This window comes from Bradyrhizobium sp. UFLA01-814, from assembly GCF_046718885.1.
In the GTDB taxonomy this organism is placed as follows: Bacteria; Pseudomonadota; Alphaproteobacteria; order Rhizobiales; family Xanthobacteraceae; genus Bradyrhizobium; species Bradyrhizobium elkanii.
Genome location: NZ_JAQOSR010000074.1, coordinates 1 through 17,778, shown reverse-complemented (window position 1 = coordinate 17,778; position 17,778 = coordinate 1). Strand labels below are relative to the sequence as shown.

Below are 17,778 nucleotides of genomic sequence, written 5' to 3'. Positions count from 1 at the left end.
CGGCATCGTCCAGGGATTGAGCAGGAGGCGCCATCGTGACCGACATCAGCCTTGAGGCCGTGACTGGCAAACTGAACCGGGCCGGCTACGACGCCTTCATACAGGCCCTGCGCCACGCCAAGAGCGCCAGCAACCGTAACGTCGAGCTTGCGCACTGGCTGTTTCACATCCTGCAACAGGAGCGGACCGATCTCAGCCTGTCGGTGGATCACTACAAGCTCGACCGCGCGCGGCTGCTGTCGGACCTCGCAGGCGTCATCAACGGTTTTCGCAAGAACGAAACCGACATGCCGGGCGTCGCCAATTCGGTGATCGATATTCTCGACCGTGGCTGGCACTACGCCACGCTGTTTTTCGGCGAGACTCAGATCCGCACCGGCCATCTCCTGGTCGCCGGATTGAAATCGAACGAGATCCGTCGTGCGCTCAACAACATCTCGCAGGAATTCGCCAAGATAAATGTCGACGCATTGGCTGCGGAGCACCGCGCCATCTGGGCAGGCTCCGAGGAGGAGACCATGCGTCCGATGGACGGCTCCGGATTGGCCGGTGCCGGCACCGATGGTGCGGACCGGGCGAATGCCAAGGGGACGACACCGCTCGACCGGTTTTCCCAGGATCTCACGGCAAAGGCCCGGTCGGGCCAGATGGACCCGATCCTTGGGCGGGACGACGAGATCCGCCAACTGATCGACGTGCTGATGCGCCGGCGGCAAAACAATCCGATCCTCACCGGCGAAGCCGGCGTCGGCAAGACCGCCGTGGTCGAGGGATTCGCCCAGCGCATTGCCGCCGGCGAGGTGCCGCCGCCACTGCGCAACGTCAGGCTTTGCGCGCTGGATATCGGCCTGATGCAGGCCGGCGCCTCGATGAAGGGCGAATTCGAGCAGCGCCTGCGCTCGGTGATCGACGAGGTACAGAACTCGCCTACCCCGATTATCCTGTTCATCGACGAAGCTCACACGCTGATCGGGGCCGGTGGTACGGCCGGCACCGGCGACGCGGCCAATCTCCTCAAGCCTCCCCTCGCCCGCGGCACGCTGCGGACCATCGCCGCCACCACCTGGGCAGAATATCGCCAGTACATCGAAAAGGACCCCGCACTCACACGACGCTTCCAGCCGATCCAGGTCGATGAGCCGGATGTCGAGACCTGCTGCATCATGCTGCGCGGCCTCCTCGGCCCGATGGAGAAGCACCACGGCGTTCGCATTTCGGACGCCGCGATCGTGACCGCGGTCAACCTGTCGCATCGCTACATTCCGTCTCGGCAGCTGCCGGACAAGGCGGTCAGCCTGCTGGACACGGCTTCGGCGCGGGTCGCCATCAGTCAGAGCGCGACGCCGGCCCTGATCGAGGACGCTCGCGTCGCCATCGCGGCACGCGAGGCCGAGCGATCGGCGCTGGTCAGCGACGGCGATCTCGGGGACGAGAACAGCGAGCGCATCACCGCGATCGACGGCGACATAGCGGCGCTGAAGGAAAAGCTGACCGGCCTGGAGGCCGACTGGGCCAAGGAACAGGAACTCGTCAAGGACATCCGCAGCATTCGCGAAATCCTCTCCGAGAACGCAGACGAAGATCGAGCCACGAAACGCGTCGAGTTGCGCGGCAAGTTCGAGACATTGGAGGGCATCAATCCGGAGAAGCGGATGATCTATGCCCATGTCGACCAGCAGTCGGTCGCCTCTGTCGTGTCCGACTGGACCGGCATTCCGACCGGCAGAATGATGCGTGACGAAATCGAAACCGTTCTGAAGCTGCCCGAGATTCTCAATCGCCGCGTGGTTGGCCAGTCCCACGGGCTGACGATGATTGCCAAGAGAATCGAGACCAGCCGCGCCAAGTTGGACAACCCGTCCAAGCCGATTGGCGTTTTCATGCTGGCCGGACCGTCCGGCGTGGGCAAGACGGAAACTGCCCTCGCGCTTGCCGAAACCCTTTATGGCGGCGAACAGAACATGATCACGATCAACATGTCGGAGTTCCAGGAGGCGCACACGGTCTCGACCTTGAAGGGCGCACCTCCGGGTTACGTCGGCTACGGTGAAGGTGGTCGGCTGACCGAAGCGGTCCGGCGCAAGCCCTACAGCGTTATCCTGCTCGACGAGGTGGAGAAGGCCCATCCCGACGTCCATGAGATCTTCTTTCAGGTGTTCGACAAGGGAGTCATGGAAGACGGCAACGGTCGGCGAATCGACTTCAAGAACACGCTGATCATTCTGACCACAAACGTCGGCACCGATCTCATCATGAGCTTGGCGCGCGATCCCAAGTATCGCAACGAGCCGGAAGAACTCGCCAGGCTGCTGCGGCCGGAACTGCTGAAGGTGTTCCCCGCCGCGTTGCTTGGGCGCATTGTCTCGATCCCCTACTTCCCGCTTTCGGACGAGATGCTTGCCGGCATCGTCAGATTGCAGCTCGACCGGATCGGACAGCGCCTCCGCGATAACCACAAGGCTGCCTTCGGCTACGACGATGCAGTCGTCGAGCACATCGTATCCCGTTGCAACGATCCGGACTCCGGCGGGCGGATGATCGATAACATCATCACCAACACGCTGCTGCCCGAACTGTCGCGCGAATTCCTTAGCAAGTCTCTCGCCAAGGAGGAGGTCAAGCAGACGCACGTCTCGATCGTGAACGACAAGTTTGCATATTCGTGGAACTGACTGCGATGAACATCCAGACCGAGCACCGCCAGCCGACCGCCGGTACCACACCATACGATGAGGTATATTATCCCGGGCATGTCTACGGGCTCACTCACCCGAACCATCTGGCGACGATCGCTGCGGTCTACGGCATGCAGCCGGCTGCGGTCGAGCGCTGCCGGGTCCTGGAACTCGGCTGCGGCGTTGGCGGCAATCTGTTGCCGATGGCTTTTCAATATCCAGACAGCGAGTTCATCGGTATCGACCTGAGCGGCGTGACGATCGAACGCGGACAGCGAAACATCGCCGCATTGGGCTTGAGCAACATCAGGCTTCTGCATTGCGACATCATGGACGTCGACGCTGCCTTCGGACAGTTCGACTACATCATCGCCCATGGCGTGTATTCATGGGTACCACCGAACGTGCGCGAGAAGATGATGTCCATCTTCAAGCGGAATTTGGCGCCAAAGGGGCTCTGCTACGTCAGTTATAACGCGCATCCGTTCTCGCATCTTCGCGACATGGTCCGCGACATGATGCGCTACCACACCCGGCGTATCACCGGGATGAAGGAAAAAGTCGGACAAGCTCGCGCCATCGTGAAGTTTCTCAGCGAAGGATCGAAGTCCAACTCGGTGCACGGTACAGTCATGCGCGATCAGTGCACCCGCGTGCTCAACGCTCCGGACGAGTTGCTTTTTCACGACGACCTCGATCAGGGCGCGACGGCCTTCCTTTTGCACGAAGTCGTCGAAGATGCCGGTCGGCATGGCCTGCAATATCTGAGCGACGCCGATTTCTCACGGCGCTATCTTGCCGGCTACACCGAAGAGGTCCGCGCCACGCTGCAGCGCTTTCCCGAAAGCGAGTTCATGGCGCGCGATCAATACCAGGACTTCATCGACGGCAACGGGTTTCGGCGTACGTTGCTCTGCCACGAGGGTATCTCCCTTGACCGCCAGGTCGATCTCGACTTCATCACCGCCTTCTATCTGCTGAGCACCACCAGCCCACGTCGCCCCGACGCCTGCCTGACGGACGATTCCGAGATGGAATTTGAAAATCAGGACGGCAGCCGAATCACGGTGACCAATCCACTCCTGAAGGCGGCACATCTTTGCCTCGGCCGGGCCTGGCCGCGCGCACTCTCATTCACCGAACTGCTCGATGGCGCCCGGACGCTGCTGGAGGGCCGACAAACCGGCGATGACCAACGGATATTGACGGAAGCGCTCTATATCCTGGCCTGCAGCGGCGAGGTCACCTTTCTGAAATCACGGCCCTTTCTGGTGAAGGAAGTCACGGATTGTCCGCAGGCGAGTCTGCTCGCCCGCAGGCAGGCCCAGAGCGGCCCGCTGGTCACCAATCTGCTTCACCAGACCGTGCAGTTGGAGGACGACAGGACGCGCCACTTCCTGCAGCTGCTCGACGGCTCCCGGACGATCGAGCAAATCACAGCCGAAATGACCGAAACCTTCGGGCCGACCGTCCAGGTCAAGCAAATGGATGATGCCGGCCAGCCGGCCGAGCCGTTGCTGCTGTCAACCCGACAGAGCGTTGACCGTTCGCTGGCAACTGTCGGCAAGCTGGGTTTGCTGGTTGCCTGAGGCTTTCGACGGCGTCGACCTCGGTAAGGAAGTGGCGGCAGGGAGCCGGGCCGGCAGCCAGTTTGTGGGAGCGGACGCCCCCGGTGCCATCAGCCGTCGTGGGTGTATTGTTGGCCGAGCAGCCACCCGGTGAGGATGCCGCCAGGTCCGCTGGCATAGACCGCACTAAGGCCGACACCGGCGCGCAGCATCTGCCATTCATGCTCGCCGACCCAGGGAATGCCGGGATCACCCTTCTGATATTGCGACAGCAGCGTTCGGGCGACCTCCGCGGCATTGGCGTAGATCGGGCCGTTCGCCCAGCGGGGTCGCGGTAGGCCCGTCATGCGGCAGTAGAGCGCGGTACAGACATAGGCGGACGCCTCCTCCGCATTGCCGTCAAGGCCGGTACGCAGCAGATCGTAAGCCGCATGCAAGGCCTCGTGGACGATATAGGCTTCGTCCATTCGCCCCGTCGCCGACACGACCTCCAGCGTATTCGCCACGACGACCGTACCGTCCGCCCGGGTCCGCGCGACGTCGTTATATTGTGCCGCAACATTTGCCGCGAGGTCCGTCGGAACTCTGACGCTGACCTGTCCCAACCGGATCGCGCGAGCGACGTGATGGAACGTTTGCGGTGCAATCGTCACGTGGCTGCCACGGATCGGAAACCGGAAGCGAATGCGTGCGACCGCCGGGCCGTTGAGTACGTCTAGCACCCTGCTCCGAAGTGACATCGGATCGTCCTTGCTGTTGACACTGCTCCACGAATGGTGGTCGGCGTTTCCGGTTGGGAGGTTCAGTTGAACCCGGCCCCGGCCGGACCAGACCAATCGGGGACTGGCTTTCACTCGGAGGGCAGCACCGTGACGACCACCGACCCGACCACGACCGACACTTACCGCAAGATCGCGGCGCGGCTGACCATGCTCCGGCCGCAGATCGATCTGTCGAAATATTTCGCGGGGCCGAATCCCAATGTCCGCCTCTACGACGAGAAGGCCTATATCCGACTCCAATTGGAGAAGTATGGCGTCGCGGCAGCGACGAGCACGCTCGACGGCGTCACGTTCCTGCCCAAGGACTGGGAAGACCTGATCAAGACGCTGCGCATTGCCAAGACGTCGGACGGATTCGACGCCTTCGCCGAAGGCAAAAGCCCGGAGAAGCCGTCGCATTGGGCCCTCGATCTGTCGATGGCAGCCACAATCGGCAAGGGATTCCGGGAGATCTGGCGCCCAAAGCTATCCGACCGGCCACTTTCGACGCGAGACATCCCGGGCCGGCACGGCTTCGGGCTTGGGCGCGGCCGAGGGCAATGGAGCGACGACTATAGTGCGCAATTCGGCAAGGACCCGCAGCCGCAAGACATTACGTCGCTGCATTTCGCGGTCGCGCCGGACCGGGTCAATGTTCACATCGACGAGACCGGCTTCGTGTTCGAGGGCGCGGACGGCGCCCTCACGGTCGGACCGAATTTCGGACACCACGCCGTCAATGAACTGTTCTGGAAGAGCAATCCTCACCTGCCGCGCTGGGCGATCGATCACATCGACCTGATCCTGCCGAACAGCGCCAATGATTTTTCGCGATTTGGCGTTTCGGTCGACCTGTATCAACGCAAGGACTTGCGCGTCACCGTCACCGGCTCCTGCGGCATTTTCGGGGGATTCGAGTGCTCGGGAACGTTAAGCGTCAGTGGGACGCACGATCTGCTTGGCTCCAAGCCGAAAGGCGCGCGCTGACCATCGCATTTCTGGGATCCCGGTAACGGCAACCTCATGCCCTTCGATGGATCTCACTGTGGTGAGGCCGATCGGGAGCGGCCGGCCGTTCTGGCCCATTTGCCTTGCAAGCGTGGCGAAGCGCATCGCCGACACCGCCGATGCATCTCCATGTCGTGGGTTCGCGCCAGCGCCAGAGCAAGGTGGAGCTTGTATGGCGATATCGGGAGCCGCTTGAACCGGCGCTTCAGCAAACGCGCGCGCGACCATTCTGCAAGTTGCCGAAGCGTACGAAAACTAAGCGGTGGTGATTGGATTTCAGTTCAGCTCTGCCAAAGACCTGAAATGGAAGCGCGAGATGGTCGCAAAGGGCTCCAAGATTCTGCATCAGTATGGATACTATTTCGGAACCTACCCGCAGGCGCTGTTTGAGTACGAATTCATCGACAAGCTTGCCTGGACGCTTCAGCCGACCACCAACGCGAACCCGCAATACGCCACTGAAAACGACCATATTGCTGGTGATTGGTCATGCCGCAATTGAAAGACAAAGTCGGTCGGTTTGCCGCGACGGGTCGCAGCTGCCAGAACTGGAAGCAAGACCAGGAGCTGGTCATCTCGCTGCTCAACAAGATCGCCATTTCCGACGGCGGTGCCGAGACCACGCTCAAACCGCAAATGGTCGTGACGGGTCACGCCAGCGACAGCCTCTACAACTCGATTCTGTATTTCCAGCAAAAGAACTTCCCGGGCACGCCGGACGGCTATATCCGGCCCGCCGGACCAACATTCACTCGGCTCGTTGACCTCGCGACCAAGGCAGCCGCCAAGCCTCCTCCTCCCAAGGGCCAATGGGATGCGATCACGACGCCATCCGTCGATGCCGCACTTCGCAAGGGTCTGCTCGACGATTCCAGGCTGGATTACGCGGAAGTGGTCGACATCATCAGGGCGACCGTCGCGGACGGCATGGTCACCGCATTCGAGCTGGACGACCTGACCACCATTGCAAACACCTCCAGAACGCTTTCTCCGACTTCGAAGAAGCTCATCACGCTCTTCGTCGGCGACGAAAAGAAGAAGTGGCTCGGGGTTGGACCGTACGACCTCAACTCGGATCAAAAGAAGCTCGCCGCCGAGATGGTCTGCGATTTCCTCAAGAACACGAGGACCACATTCTTTCCGAAGCTCGACCCACACCGCGTCGGGATAGGCATCCTCAGGCGAATTGCGAAGCCGAGCCTGATAGATCAGGATCAGGCGAGCATGTGCGGCCCCTCCGCGCTGATGTTCAGCTACGCATCCGACAAGCCGGGACAATATGCGCGGTTCGCCATCGACCTGTATCAGAAGGGGCAGGCGAACCTCGGCCGCCTGCTGATCAAGCCGGGAAAGGACGTGAAGAACTACACGCCGCCCTACTCGCTGGATCACGTCGATTGGCTGACATGCGCCTCTATCCGCGATTCCGAAAATTGGTTCCTCGATTTTGACGACACCGGCAGAATAAGCGATGCCGCGGGGATCACCTTGCCGAGCGAAATGGAGCAATGGTTCCGCAAGGCCGGATACCAGGACGTGCGCGAGGAGACCAATCTGAAATTCAGCAAAGGCCTCGACAGCGTCAACGAAGCCAACGCCCTGCTTGCCGGTGGATATCGCGTATGCCTGTTCATAAGCGCCAACATGATCGAATACGACGACCAGTCGAATGAAGGCTCCGTGTTGACGCGGCACTGGGTCGTCTTACGCGACAGGATACAAGTGTCGAACGGAAACGTGACGACAACGATCTTCACATGGGGCAAGGGAGACTACGCGATCCCGCATCCGGGCAAGGGTGGCGCCCAAAAGCCCCTCTCAATTGGGGATTTCCTTATGAATTATTACGGCTACGTTGCTGCCAAAGCGTGAGTGGTGAACGAGCGCGCTCACCACGCGTTGATGAATCACTTGGCACTCACGATCATCGATCGTCGGAGATATCGTCTACTGCACACAAAAAGATGCCGTGCCCGAAGGGACACGGCCAGTTTCAGGGAGGATGAACCGGCCGACTTCCGGTGCATGCCTAAGACCCCGGCTCCATCGTCGGTCAGGGCGCAATCTGAAAATCAGCGGCTGCTCGCCGCGGTGGTCACCATTTCAATGCGGCCGTGCGCACGGGATGATCCCAGAGCGCTGTGGACTCGCTGTCGAGCAGACTCACGGTGAGCGAGCAGCCCGCCATGTCCAGCGACGTGACGTAGCTGCCGACCAGCGAACGGGCGATGCGCAGGCCCCGCTCCTCGAGCATCCGGCGCGCCGCGTTGTACATCAGATAGAGCTCGATCGTCGGCGTGCCGCCGAAGCCGTTGACGAGCAGCAGCGCCTCGGTACCGGCGCGCGCGCCAAGATCATCGGCGATCGCGGTGATCATCTCGGCGGCGATGGCGTCGGCCTGCGCAAGCTTGACGCGGCGGCGGCCCGGCTCGCCGTGAATACCGACCCCCATCTCCATCTCGTCTTCACCAAGTGCAAAGGTCGGCGTGCCCGCAGCCGGGACGGTGCAGCTGGTCAGCGCAACGCCCATCGAGCGCGTCTGTGCGTTGATGCGCTCGCCGAGCGCCACGCAGGAGATGAGATCGGCGCCTCTCTCAGCGGCGGCGCCGACGATCTTTTCGACAATCAACGTGCCGGCCACACCGCGCCGTCCGATACTGTAGGTCGACTTCTCGACCGCGACATCGTCATCGGTCACGATGGTGGCGGTGCGGCCTTCGGCGATCTCGGCCGCCATCTCGAAATTCATGCGGTCGCCGGCGTAATTCTTGACGATGAACAGGACGCCGGCATCGCCCGCGACCGCCTCTGCGGCCTCGACGATCTGGTCCGGCGTCGGCGAAGTGAACACCTGGCCGGGACAGGCGGCATCCAGCATGCCGTAGCCGACGAAGCCCGCATGCAGCGGCTCGTGCCCGCTGCCGCCGCCCGACACCAGCGCGACCTTCTTGCCGTTCAGCTCGCGGCGGCGAACGAATTTGCGCTCGGCGCCCAGCACGACCAGATCGGCGTGCGCGGCCGCGAAACCGTCAAGGCTTTCGCCGAGCACGTTGTCGACCGCATTGATGAACTTCTTCATGGTGTCCTCCCGCCTCGTCCGTTCGGCGTTTCTCGCCTATTTTTCCCGCATGATGCCAATCAGTCGCCGCGTGAACTCCTGCAGCAGCGTGTCAAGTTCGGCGTTGCGCTTGGCGCTGCCGAGATCCGGCAGATGCAGCGTCAGCGTCCGCTCGTGCGAGCCTTCGCTCAGCCGGCCGACGCGGCGCGGATGCGCGCGGGCATAGGCGCGAAGGAAGGCGCTCTTCGCCTGTGGCGGGAAGTGGCAGACATCGAAGATCGTGTTGAGATGTTGCACCGGGATCGGCACCGGATAGGCCGGGTTGCTGATCTGGCTGACGAAGCTGCGGTTCTTTCCCATGGCATGGGCCAGCCGGAGCCGCATGCCGGACGGGCGGCTCTCGAGCACCTCCTTGAAGATGCGCTTGTAGACCGCAACCGCGCCGGCTTCGGGCGCTTCATCGGCCGCCGTGTCAGCCAACGCTGCCTCCGCTGCTCAGCCGGTCGATGGTGTGCTTGATCTGCGCCAGCGCCGAGGGGTTCACGGACAATTCGCGCAGTCCGCAATTCAGCAATGCGGGCAGGCAGCGCGGATCACCGGCCATGTCGCCGCACAGGCTGACACTGATGCCGGCGCGGCGGCCGTGCTCCGCGGTCCGCGCGATCAGTTCGAGCACTGCGGGATGCAGAGGGTCCATCAAGGGGGCGAGAGCTCCGTTGGAACGATCGCAGGCCAGGACATATTGCGCGAGATCGTTCGAGCCGATCGAGAAGAAGGCGGCCTTGAAGCTAGATACCGCGAGGGCCGCCGCCGGGACTTCGACCATGATTCCCAGCTCGGGAAGCATTGCGGCAATGCCGTCCGCCTGCAAGCGCTGCACGATATCGGCGAACAGCTTCCGTCCCGCCTCGAGCTCATCCGCCGAGGTGACCATCGGGAACATGACCTTGAGATTGCCACGCACCGCCGCGCGTGCCAGCGCGCGGAGCTGGACGGCGAAAATCTCAGGCCGGGCGAGGCACAGGCGCAGACCGCGCACCCCGAGGAACGGATTGGTTTCGCCGTCCATCGTGAAGCCCGGCACCGGCTTGTCACCTCCCGCGTCAAACGTGCGGATGGTGACGGGCCGCTGGCCGGCCCAGCGCAACACCGCGTCATAGGCCTGGAATTGGGTCTCCTCGTCCGGCACGCTCCGGCCGGCGAGCAGGAATTCAGTCCGCATCAGGCCGATGCCGTCGGCATATTGCGCGTCGGCATGCTCGAGATCCTCGACGCGCTGGATGTTGATGAAGAGCTTGATCCGCTCGCCGCGCCAGGAGGCTGTCGGCCGCCGCAGGATCGCGCGCGCGGATGCTCTGCTCTTGAGATGGCTGTCGCGCCGCTTCTCGAAAGTGCGGACCTGTTCGGCGTTGGGATCGAGCTCCAGCGTCGCGCCTTCGCCGTCGAGCAGCGCCGTGGTGCCGATGTCCGGAATGGAACCGAGCTGCACCACCATCGGGATGCCGCGCGCCCGCGCCAGCATCGCGACATGGCTGGTCGGGCTGCCGCGCAACAGCGCCAGGCCACCGCCGCCGGACCAGTCAATCTCGAGGAATCGCGATGGCGGCAGATCGTCGGCACAGACCACGCCCCCGCTCGGGACCTTCAGCGGCTGCCCCTGGTCGCCACGCAGAATGTGGACCACGCGGTCGCGCAGATCCGCAAGATCGGAGGAACGCGCTTTCAGATAGTCGTCCGGTGCGGAATTGTAGTCGGCGATGTGCGCGTCGAGCGTCGAACGCCATGCGATATCGGCTGGACGTCCCTCGCCGATCGACGCGAAGATCGCCTCGATCAAATCCTCATCCTCCAGCAGCGCAACCTGGAATTCGAGAATCTGCGCAGCTTCGCCGCCGGCGCTGGCGGCAAGATCCGCGATCTGGCCACTCGCGACGTCGATCGCATTGCGCAAGGCCAGCGCTTCCTCGACCAGTGTGCCGGCCACACGCTCGCCGGCCGCGCCCGCGTCGACACGGACGAACGGGCCATGGGCAAAGCCGATCGAGGCGGTCCTGCCGCGGTAGGCCAGCCCTGCAGCGCCGCCCTGCATGCTATGGTGCTCCGTCCGGGAAATCGCTTGCGATCAGATCGACCAACGCCGCGACCGCAGCCTCGGCATCGCTGCCGGAGGCCTTGATCTCGATCGTGCTGCCGTGTGCCGCGCGCATTGCCATGATCTTGGCCACGCTCTTGGCATTGATCCATTCAGGCGCGCCCGCGACCCGCACCGAGATCTGCGCCTGGAATTTCTTGGCGAGCTTGGTCAGCTTGACCGCGGGGCGCGCGTGCATGCCAACCGCGTGCACCAACCGCACATTGCCGGTGAAGATCTGTTCGTCCGCTTTATCAAGCATGCTCGTCATCCATCATCGCTTCGCCGCCGCCTCAGTCGGCAGAGAGTTCCTCGGCCACGGCCCTGACCTCGGCCAACGAGCTGCCGCCCGCAGCTTCGGTCGCCGCCATGACGGCGCCCTCGACGATCGGCGCGTTGCAGACGACAACGAGATCACGCCGCGCCGGCTCCAACATCTCGACCGCCATTTCGCTGTTCGTCTCGGCGCCGCCGAGGTCGACAAGCACAGCAACACCTTTCGACGACCAGGCGTCGTTGATGGCGTCGATGATCAGCGGCACGCTGGTGCCGAGACCACCATCGGGATTGCCGCCGCAGAAGGCGACCTTGACCTCGCTGCCCACCATCTGCCGCACCATGTCCGCGGTTCCCTTGGCGATATCCCGGGAATGCGAGACGATCACGATCCCTACGGTGTCGGTCATTGCCGCGCCTCCAGGCCAGTGCATACAGCCTGCAGCAGAACGCAACTCGATCGTGCCCCGGGATCGACATGACCGACGCTGCGCGCGCCGAGGAACGACGCCCGGCCCTTGGTGGCTTGCATCGGCACCGTGCGCTCGACCGCTTCAGCCGCGGTGGCGCGCACCCGTGCGATCAGATCGGGTTGGCCGGCGCCCGCTTTCAGCGTCTCCAGCACCGGAACGAGCACGTCGAGCATCGTCTTCTCGCCGGCCTGCGAGCGGCCGCGCGCGCTCACCGCGTCCACTCCGCTGCCGAACACGTCGGCGAGATCATCAGGCAGATGCTTGTCTTGCGACAACGCCTCGCCCGCGGCGAGAAAGAAGCTGCCATAGAGCGGGCCGGAGGCGCCGCCAACCGTCATGACCAGGGTCTTGCCGATCGTCTTGAATGCCTCGTTGAGCGGCTGCGCCGAGATGGCATCGAGCTTGCCGAGCACGGCTTCGAAGCCGCGTTTCATGTTGGTCCCGTGGTCGCCGTCGCCGATCGCCTGGTCCAGACTCGTGAGCTCCGGCGCGCTCGCGATGACCTGCTCGGCGGCCGCCTTGAGCAGCGACTTGAATGTCTCGGGTTGCACAGACATCTATCTGAACCTCTCGCTCCTCTATTGAACCATCGCGCCGATACGTTGCCCCGCACGGTCGAAACACAGCGGCCGCACCAGTTGCAATTCAACCTCCTGGCCGGCCCGCAACGGCTGATGCGGATCCGCCAGCGTCACCAGTGTTTCGCCCTTATAGTCGAGGTGAACGTGATTCTGCTCGCCGAGGTGCTCGACGCGATGCACCCGGCCGATCATCTGCCCGCCGTTGCGCGCGGCGATCTGGAGGTGCTCGGTGCGGATGCCGACCGTCTCGGTTTCCGGCGGTATCGCCACATCGGACAGCAGCCGTGCGGGCAGGAAATTGATGTGGGGCGTCCCGAGCCGCGACGCGACATAGCTGCTGGCTGGATTTTCGTAGATCTCCCTCGGCGTGCCGAGCTGAAGCAGCCGGCCGTCCCTGATCACGCCGATCCTCGATGCCATCGTCATGGCTTCGACCTGATCGTGGGTCACATACAAGATGGTCGCGCCGAGCTCGAGCTGGATCCGCTTCAGCTCGAGGCGAAGCTCGGCGCGAAGCTTTGCATCCAGCGACGACAGCGGCTCGTCCATCAGATAGATCGAGGGATCGCGCACCAGTGCGCGGCCGATCGCGACCCGCTGCATCTCACCTCCCGACAGGCGGGTGGCGCGATTATTCAGCTTGCTGGCGATGTGCAGGAGCTCCGCGGTCTGCTCGACACGCTTGCGGATCAGCGGCTCCGGCACGCGCCGCGCCGGAGAGCGCAGCGGGAACGCGAGGTTGTCATAGACCGACAAATGCGGATACAGCGAATATTGCTGGAACACGAATGCGATGTCCCGTGCACCCGGCGGCTCATGCGTCACGTCGCGCCCCCCGATCATGACCGAACCCGCGTCGGGGCTCTCGAGCCCGGTGATCAGTCGCAGCGTCGTGGTCTTGCCGGCACCGCTCGGCCCGAGCAGGACGAGGAATTCGCCGTCGCTCACCGTCAGCGAAAGGTCGCGCACCGCCTCCACCGCGCCGAAGCGCTTGCTGATATTGCGCAAGCTGACGTCAACCATGGCGCACGCCCTCCTCGCCGGCGGTCCTGATTGCAAGGCCGCTGCCGGCATCGAACAGTGAGAGCCGAACAGAGTTGAATTCGAGGCCGACCGTCTCTCCGATTCGCACCGAGGCGCTCGACGGCAGCCGCGCCGCGAGCCGCCCATACGCCGTGTCGATGGTGACGATCTGCGTCGTGCCGAGATATTCCGCGCCGAACACCTCGCCACGAACGGATCCGGCGTCGGTGAATCGAATATGCTCCGGACGAACTCCGAGCGCCAGCGCAGCGCTGGCGCGGTCCTCGCGGATCTCGGGCACCGCGAGCCTGGCGTCGTGGAAATTGATCGCCCGGTCACCAGACCGCAGGCCGCTCTCGAAGCGCAGGAAGTTCATCGGCGGCGAGCCGATGAAGTCCGCGACGAACATGCTGGCGGGCCGGTCATAAACCTCCTGCGGCGTGCCGATCTGTTCCACGCGCCCCTTGTTCATGATCGCGATCTGGTCGGCCATCGACATCGCCTCGAGCTGGTCGTGGGTGACATAGACCGTGGTCGCCTTGATGCGATCGTGCAAATCGCGCAGCTCGCCGCACATCAGATGACGAAACTCGGCGTCGAGCGCGCCCAGCGGCTCGTCCATCAGGAAGGCTTTCGGGCGCCGCACCATGGCGCGCCCGAGCGCGACGCGCTGGCGGTCGCCGCCCGAGAGCTTTGATGTCTTGCTCGACAGCAGATGCTCGATCCGCAACATCCGCGCGGTCTCCTGCACCCGCTCACGAATCTCGTGCCGCGCCATGCCCTGGCACTTCAGCGGGAAGCCGATGTTCTGCTCGACATTCATGTGCGGATAGAGCGCGAACAGCTGGAACACGAACGCGATATCGCGGGCGGCGGCGCGGTCGAACGTGACGTCCTCCCCGTCGAGCAGGATCTTGCCCTCGGTCGGCAGCTCGAGGCCGGCAATCATGCGCAAGGTGGTGGTCTTGCCGCAGCCGGAGGGGCCGAGCAACGCGAAGAAGGTGCCGTCGTCGATGGTGAAGCTCGATCCTTCCACCGCGGTGAACTGATCGAACGACTTGCGAAGATCTTCGATGCGGATCTGAGCCATGGCCCTATTCCGGAAAGTGGCTGACGACGACGAAGCCGACCGTGCCGGCGAGAATCGTCACGAATGAATAGCTGTACAGATCGATCGAGAAAGGCTGCACCAGCATGAAGATGCCGCCTCCGATCAGGATCATCGCAACGGCCTCCCAGCGCCCGCGGCTGAACAAGCGATGCAATGTCCCCTTGGTCCCCTTGGCAACAACAGAACCGCTCATTTGCGCACCGCTCCGAAGGTGATGCCGCGCAGCAGATGCTTGCGGAGCAGCACGGTGAACATGACGATCGGGACGACGAACAGCGTGGTCGCGGCGGCAACCGCCGGCCAGTCCTGCCCGCCCTCGCCGATGATGAAAGGGATGAAGGGCGGCATGGTCTGCGCCTCGCCGCTGGTCAGCAGAACCGCGAAGGCGTATTCGTTCCAGGAGAAGATCAGGCAGAAGATCGCGGTCGCCGCAATTCCGGTGACGGCCTGCGGCAGCACCACCTTGCGCAGCGCCTGCAGTCGCGTGTAGCCGTCGACGAGGGCCGCCTCCTCGTACTCGCGCGGAATCTCGTCGATGAACCCCTTGAGCAGCCAGACCGCGAGCGAGACGTTCACGGCGGTATAGAGCAGGATCATTCCGAGCCTGGTGTCGGTCAGGTTGAGCTGCCGGTACATCAGATAGATCGGGATCGCGACCGCGACCGGCGGCATCATCCGCGTCGAGAGAATGAAGAACAGGAGATCGTCGGCCAGCGGAATGCGGAAGCGCGAGAAGGCGTAGGCCGCGAGCGTACCGAGGAAGACGGCGAGGAAGGTCGAACCGAACCCGATGATCAGCGAGTTGACGAAGCGCGGGACGACCTTGGACGGTCCGGCAATGACCATGTCATGCTTGCGGACGAGCTTGTCATACCAGGTTTCCGGCGCCGGCAACTTGGCGATGAAATCGGGTGTCTGGCGGGTGCGCACCGTGAACAGGTTGACATAACCTTCGAGCGTCGGCTCGAAGATCACCTTGGGCGGATAGGCGATGGCATCGCTTTGCGACTTGAAGGCGGTGGCGACGATCCAGACTAGCGGCAGGATCGTGATCAACGCATAGAGGATGACGAGAGCACCAGCGAATGCCTTGGTGCGCGGTGAGGCCTCGACGATCGAGTGTGCGCTGGATCTGGCCAGGACGGATTTGGCGACGGCAGCGGTCATCGTTGCTTCACCTTGTTGAGCGCTTTGACGTAGATGTTGGCGGCACCGAACACGGTCACGAACAGAATGATGGCGAGCGCGGAGGAATAGCCGGTCCGCCACTTCTCGAATGCCGCGCGCTTGAGTGTGATCGACACGAGCTCGGTGGTCGACCCCGGCCCTCCCGAGGTCAGCAGGTTGACCATGTCGAACATCTTGAAGTTCTCGATCGCGCGAAACAGTACCGCCAGCATCAGGAACGGCACCGTCATCGGCAGCGTGATCGACCAGAACTGCCGCCAGGCCGAGGCACGATCGACCTCAGCCGCCTCGTAGATATAGTCCGGGATCGAGCGCAGCCCGGCGAGGCAGATCAGCATCACATACGGCGCCCACATCCAGGTGTCGACGAGCACGATGGTCCATGGCGCGAGCGCGACCTGCCCTGTCATGCTGAAAGAGCTCGGCGGCACACCGGTGAACAAGCTGATCAGATAGTTGAACGGGCCGATCTGCGGCTGCAGCAGCAGCGTCCAGAAATTGCCGACAACCGCCGGCGACAGCATCATCGGCAGCAGGATGATCGTGGTCCAGAAACTGTGGCCGCGGAATTGACGGTTGATCAGAAGCGCCAGCCCAAAGCCGACCACGACCTGCAGGGCGACCGAGCAGATCACGAATTGCGCCGTGGTCTGGAGCCGGAACCAGACGTCCTCGTCGTTGAGTATGTCGCTGAAATTGTCGAGCCCGACAAACCGCAGCGGCAGATAGGACATGCTGAGGTTGAGGCTGGTGAAGGACAGCCGGATCATCCAGACCAGCGGGAAGATGTTGATCGCGAGCAGCAGCGCAATCGTCGGCGCGACGAACAGCCACGCGATGGTCCGGTCGGACAGACCATGGACGCGGCGCGCGGCGCGGGATTTGGCGGGCTCGCTCACGCCCGGGATCGTAGCATGATCGGGTTGCAGGATCGTCGTCATCTTGTCCATCGGCTGGGCTGGTTCGGCTTCCCCGAGGCTGACCTCGGGGAAGCCAGTTCAGTTGGGACGCGGAGTTCGGGCTATTGTGAGGAGGCGACTTCCTTGCCCTGTTCCTTGAACACCTTGGTCCAGTCCTTGACCAGGAGATCGAGCGCCTGCTGCGCCGTGCCCTTGTCGGCGACGACGTAGTCATGCACCCGCTTCTGCATATCAAGCAGCAGCTGGGCGTAGGACGGCTCGGCCCAGAAGTCCTTGACGATGCCCATCGACTCCAGGAATTGCGGCGCGAACGCTGCGCTCTTCGGGAAGTCCGGCGCGTCGACCACCGCCTTGAGCGCCGAGTAGCCGCCGATCTGCCACCATTTCTGCTGCACGGCGGGCTGCGCGAACCACTTGATATAGGCGAGCGCGTCGTCCTTGCGGTCGGAGGTCGCAACCACCGAGATGCCCTGTCCGCCGAGTTGGGTGAAGTGCCCGTTCGGGCCGGCCGGATTGACGAAGAAGCCGATCTTGTCGCCGCCGACATTCGGATCCTTGTAGAGGCCGGGGAAGAAGGCGAACCAGTTCATCTGCATCGCCACCTGGCCCGACTTGAAGGCATCGAGCCCTTCCTGCATGTAGGCGTTGGTCATGCCCGGCGCGGTGCAGCACTTGTAGAGCTCCTTGTAGAACTCGAGCCCCTTGGCCGCCTCGGCGGAATTGACGATGCCCTGCATCTGGTACGGCTTCTTCGGATTGTCGTAGCTGAAGCCGTAATTGTAGAGCACGTTGGTCACGCCCATCGTGATGCCTTCGGAGCCGCGCTCGGTGAAGATGTAGGCGCCATAGACCTTCTTGCCGTCGATCTCGCGGCCCTGGAAGAACTCCGCGATCTGCTTCAACTCGTCATAGGTTTTCGGCGGTGCCAGATCACGACCGTACTTGGCCTTGAAAGCCGACTGAATGTCGGGCCGCGAGAACCAGTCCTTGCGGTAGGTCCAACCC

At 63.1% G+C, this 17,778-nt stretch carries 18 protein-coding genes; 5 read left to right on the top strand and 13 right to left on the bottom strand.

Going from position 1 to position 17,778, the window contains the following annotated elements; translation table 11 throughout:
• Positions 1 to 35: 35 nt before the first annotated feature.
• Together tssH and PMN64_RS22445 are read left to right on the top strand one after the other, a co-directional pair.
• Complete coding sequence (tssH, locus tag PMN64_RS22450) at positions 36 to 2,672, top strand: type VI secretion system ATPase TssH (protein WP_411782211.1); 2,637 nt, start codon at positions 36 to 38, stop codon at positions 2,670 to 2,672.
• A 5-nt stretch (positions 2,673 to 2,677) separates the two neighbouring features.
• Positions 2,678 to 4,264, top strand: coding sequence for a methyltransferase regulatory domain-containing protein (locus tag PMN64_RS22445; protein ID WP_411782210.1), 1,587 nt, complete (start codon positions 2,678 to 2,680; stop codon positions 4,262 to 4,264).
• Positions 4,265 to 4,353: 89 nt separating this feature from the next.
• Here PMN64_RS22445 and PMN64_RS22440 read toward each other — a convergent pair whose 3' ends face one another.
• Positions 4,354 to 4,983, bottom strand: coding sequence for a hypothetical protein (locus PMN64_RS22440; RefSeq protein ID WP_411782209.1), 630 nt, complete (start codon positions 4,981 to 4,983; stop codon positions 4,354 to 4,356).
• 129 nt (positions 4,984 to 5,112) lie between these two features.
• On the opposite strand from PMN64_RS22440, the gene PMN64_RS22435 reads away from it, so the two are divergent.
• The 3 genes from PMN64_RS22435 to PMN64_RS22425 all read left to right on the top strand — a co-directional run bounded on the left by PMN64_RS22435 (position 5,113) and on the right by PMN64_RS22425 (position 7,884).
• On the top strand, positions 5,113 to 5,991 hold the full coding sequence (locus tag PMN64_RS22435; protein WP_411782208.1) for a hypothetical protein: 879 nt from the start codon (positions 5,113 to 5,115) through the stop codon (positions 5,989 to 5,991).
• Positions 5,992 to 6,274: 283 nt separating this feature from the next.
• A complete protein-coding gene (locus PMN64_RS22430; protein ID WP_411782207.1) occupies positions 6,275 to 6,514 on the top strand; it encodes a hypothetical protein in 240 nt (79 codons plus the stop codon).
• The gene (locus tag PMN64_RS22425) at positions 6,502 to 7,884 is read left to right on the top strand and encodes a hypothetical protein (protein ID WP_411782206.1); all 1,383 of its coding nucleotides are present in this window, start codon (positions 6,502 to 6,504) and stop codon (positions 7,882 to 7,884) included. Before PMN64_RS22430 ends, PMN64_RS22425 begins: the two co-directional genes overlap by 13 nt.
• Positions 7,885 to 8,107: 223 nt before the next feature.
• Here PMN64_RS22425 and dhaK read toward each other — a convergent pair whose 3' ends face one another.
• From dhaK to PMN64_RS22365, 12 genes are all read right to left on the bottom strand, one after another.
• Positions 8,108 to 9,091, bottom strand: a complete 984-nt coding sequence (dhaK, locus tag PMN64_RS22420) for a dihydroxyacetone kinase subunit DhaK (RefSeq protein WP_411782205.1) — start codon at positions 9,089 to 9,091, stop codon at positions 8,108 to 8,110.
• A gap of 36 nt (positions 9,092 to 9,127) precedes the next feature.
• Entirely contained in the window at positions 9,128 to 9,550 is a 423-nt protein-coding gene (locus PMN64_RS22415) for a hypothetical protein (protein WP_163152820.1), read from the bottom strand.
• Positions 9,543 to 11,159, bottom strand: a complete 1,617-nt coding sequence (gene ptsP / locus PMN64_RS22410; protein ID WP_411782204.1) for a phosphoenolpyruvate--protein phosphotransferase — start codon at positions 11,157 to 11,159, stop codon at positions 9,543 to 9,545. Before ptsP ends, PMN64_RS22415 begins: the two co-directional genes overlap by 8 nt.
• A 1-nt stretch (position 11,160) precedes the next feature.
• Entirely contained in the window at positions 11,161 to 11,463 is a 303-nt protein-coding gene (locus PMN64_RS22405; protein ID WP_063607060.1) for an HPr family phosphocarrier protein, read from the bottom strand.
• 31 nt (positions 11,464 to 11,494) lie between these two features.
• Positions 11,495 to 11,887, bottom strand: coding sequence for a dihydroxyacetone kinase phosphoryl donor subunit DhaM (gene dhaM / locus PMN64_RS22400; RefSeq protein WP_304495859.1), 393 nt, complete (start codon positions 11,885 to 11,887; stop codon positions 11,495 to 11,497).
• Positions 11,884 to 12,507 carry a dihydroxyacetone kinase subunit DhaL gene (dhaL, locus tag PMN64_RS22395; protein WP_028339386.1) on the bottom strand — a complete coding sequence of 208 codons (624 nt, stop codon included), beginning with the start codon at positions 12,505 to 12,507 and terminating at the stop codon, positions 11,884 to 11,886. The genes dhaM and dhaL overlap by 4 nt, the downstream gene beginning before the upstream one ends.
• Before the next feature lie 21 nt (positions 12,508 to 12,528).
• Positions 12,529 to 13,554, bottom strand: coding sequence for an ABC transporter ATP-binding protein (locus PMN64_RS22390; protein WP_411782203.1), 1,026 nt, complete (start codon positions 13,552 to 13,554; stop codon positions 12,529 to 12,531).
• The gene (locus tag PMN64_RS22385; RefSeq protein ID WP_411782202.1) at positions 13,547 to 14,644 is read right to left on the bottom strand and encodes an ABC transporter ATP-binding protein; all 1,098 of its coding nucleotides are present in this window, start codon (positions 14,642 to 14,644) and stop codon (positions 13,547 to 13,549) included. The genes PMN64_RS22390 and PMN64_RS22385 overlap by 8 nt, the downstream gene beginning before the upstream one ends.
• 4 nt (positions 14,645 to 14,648) lie before the next feature.
• On the bottom strand, positions 14,649 to 14,858 hold the full coding sequence (locus PMN64_RS22380) for a hypothetical protein (protein ID WP_028339389.1): 210 nt from the start codon (positions 14,856 to 14,858) through the stop codon (positions 14,649 to 14,651).
• Positions 14,855 to 15,832, bottom strand: coding sequence for a carbohydrate ABC transporter permease (locus tag PMN64_RS22375; protein ID WP_411782201.1), 978 nt, complete (start codon positions 15,830 to 15,832; stop codon positions 14,855 to 14,857). The genes PMN64_RS22380 and PMN64_RS22375 overlap by 4 nt, the downstream gene beginning before the upstream one ends.
• A complete protein-coding gene (locus tag PMN64_RS22370) occupies positions 15,829 to 16,803 on the bottom strand; it encodes a carbohydrate ABC transporter permease (RefSeq protein WP_155258372.1) in 975 nt (324 codons plus the stop codon). Before PMN64_RS22370 ends, PMN64_RS22375 begins: the two co-directional genes overlap by 4 nt.
• Positions 16,804 to 16,874: 71 nt before the next feature.
• The coding region (locus PMN64_RS22365) for an extracellular solute-binding protein (protein ID WP_411782200.1) at positions 16,875 to 17,778 on the bottom strand (904 nt) is incomplete at its 5' end.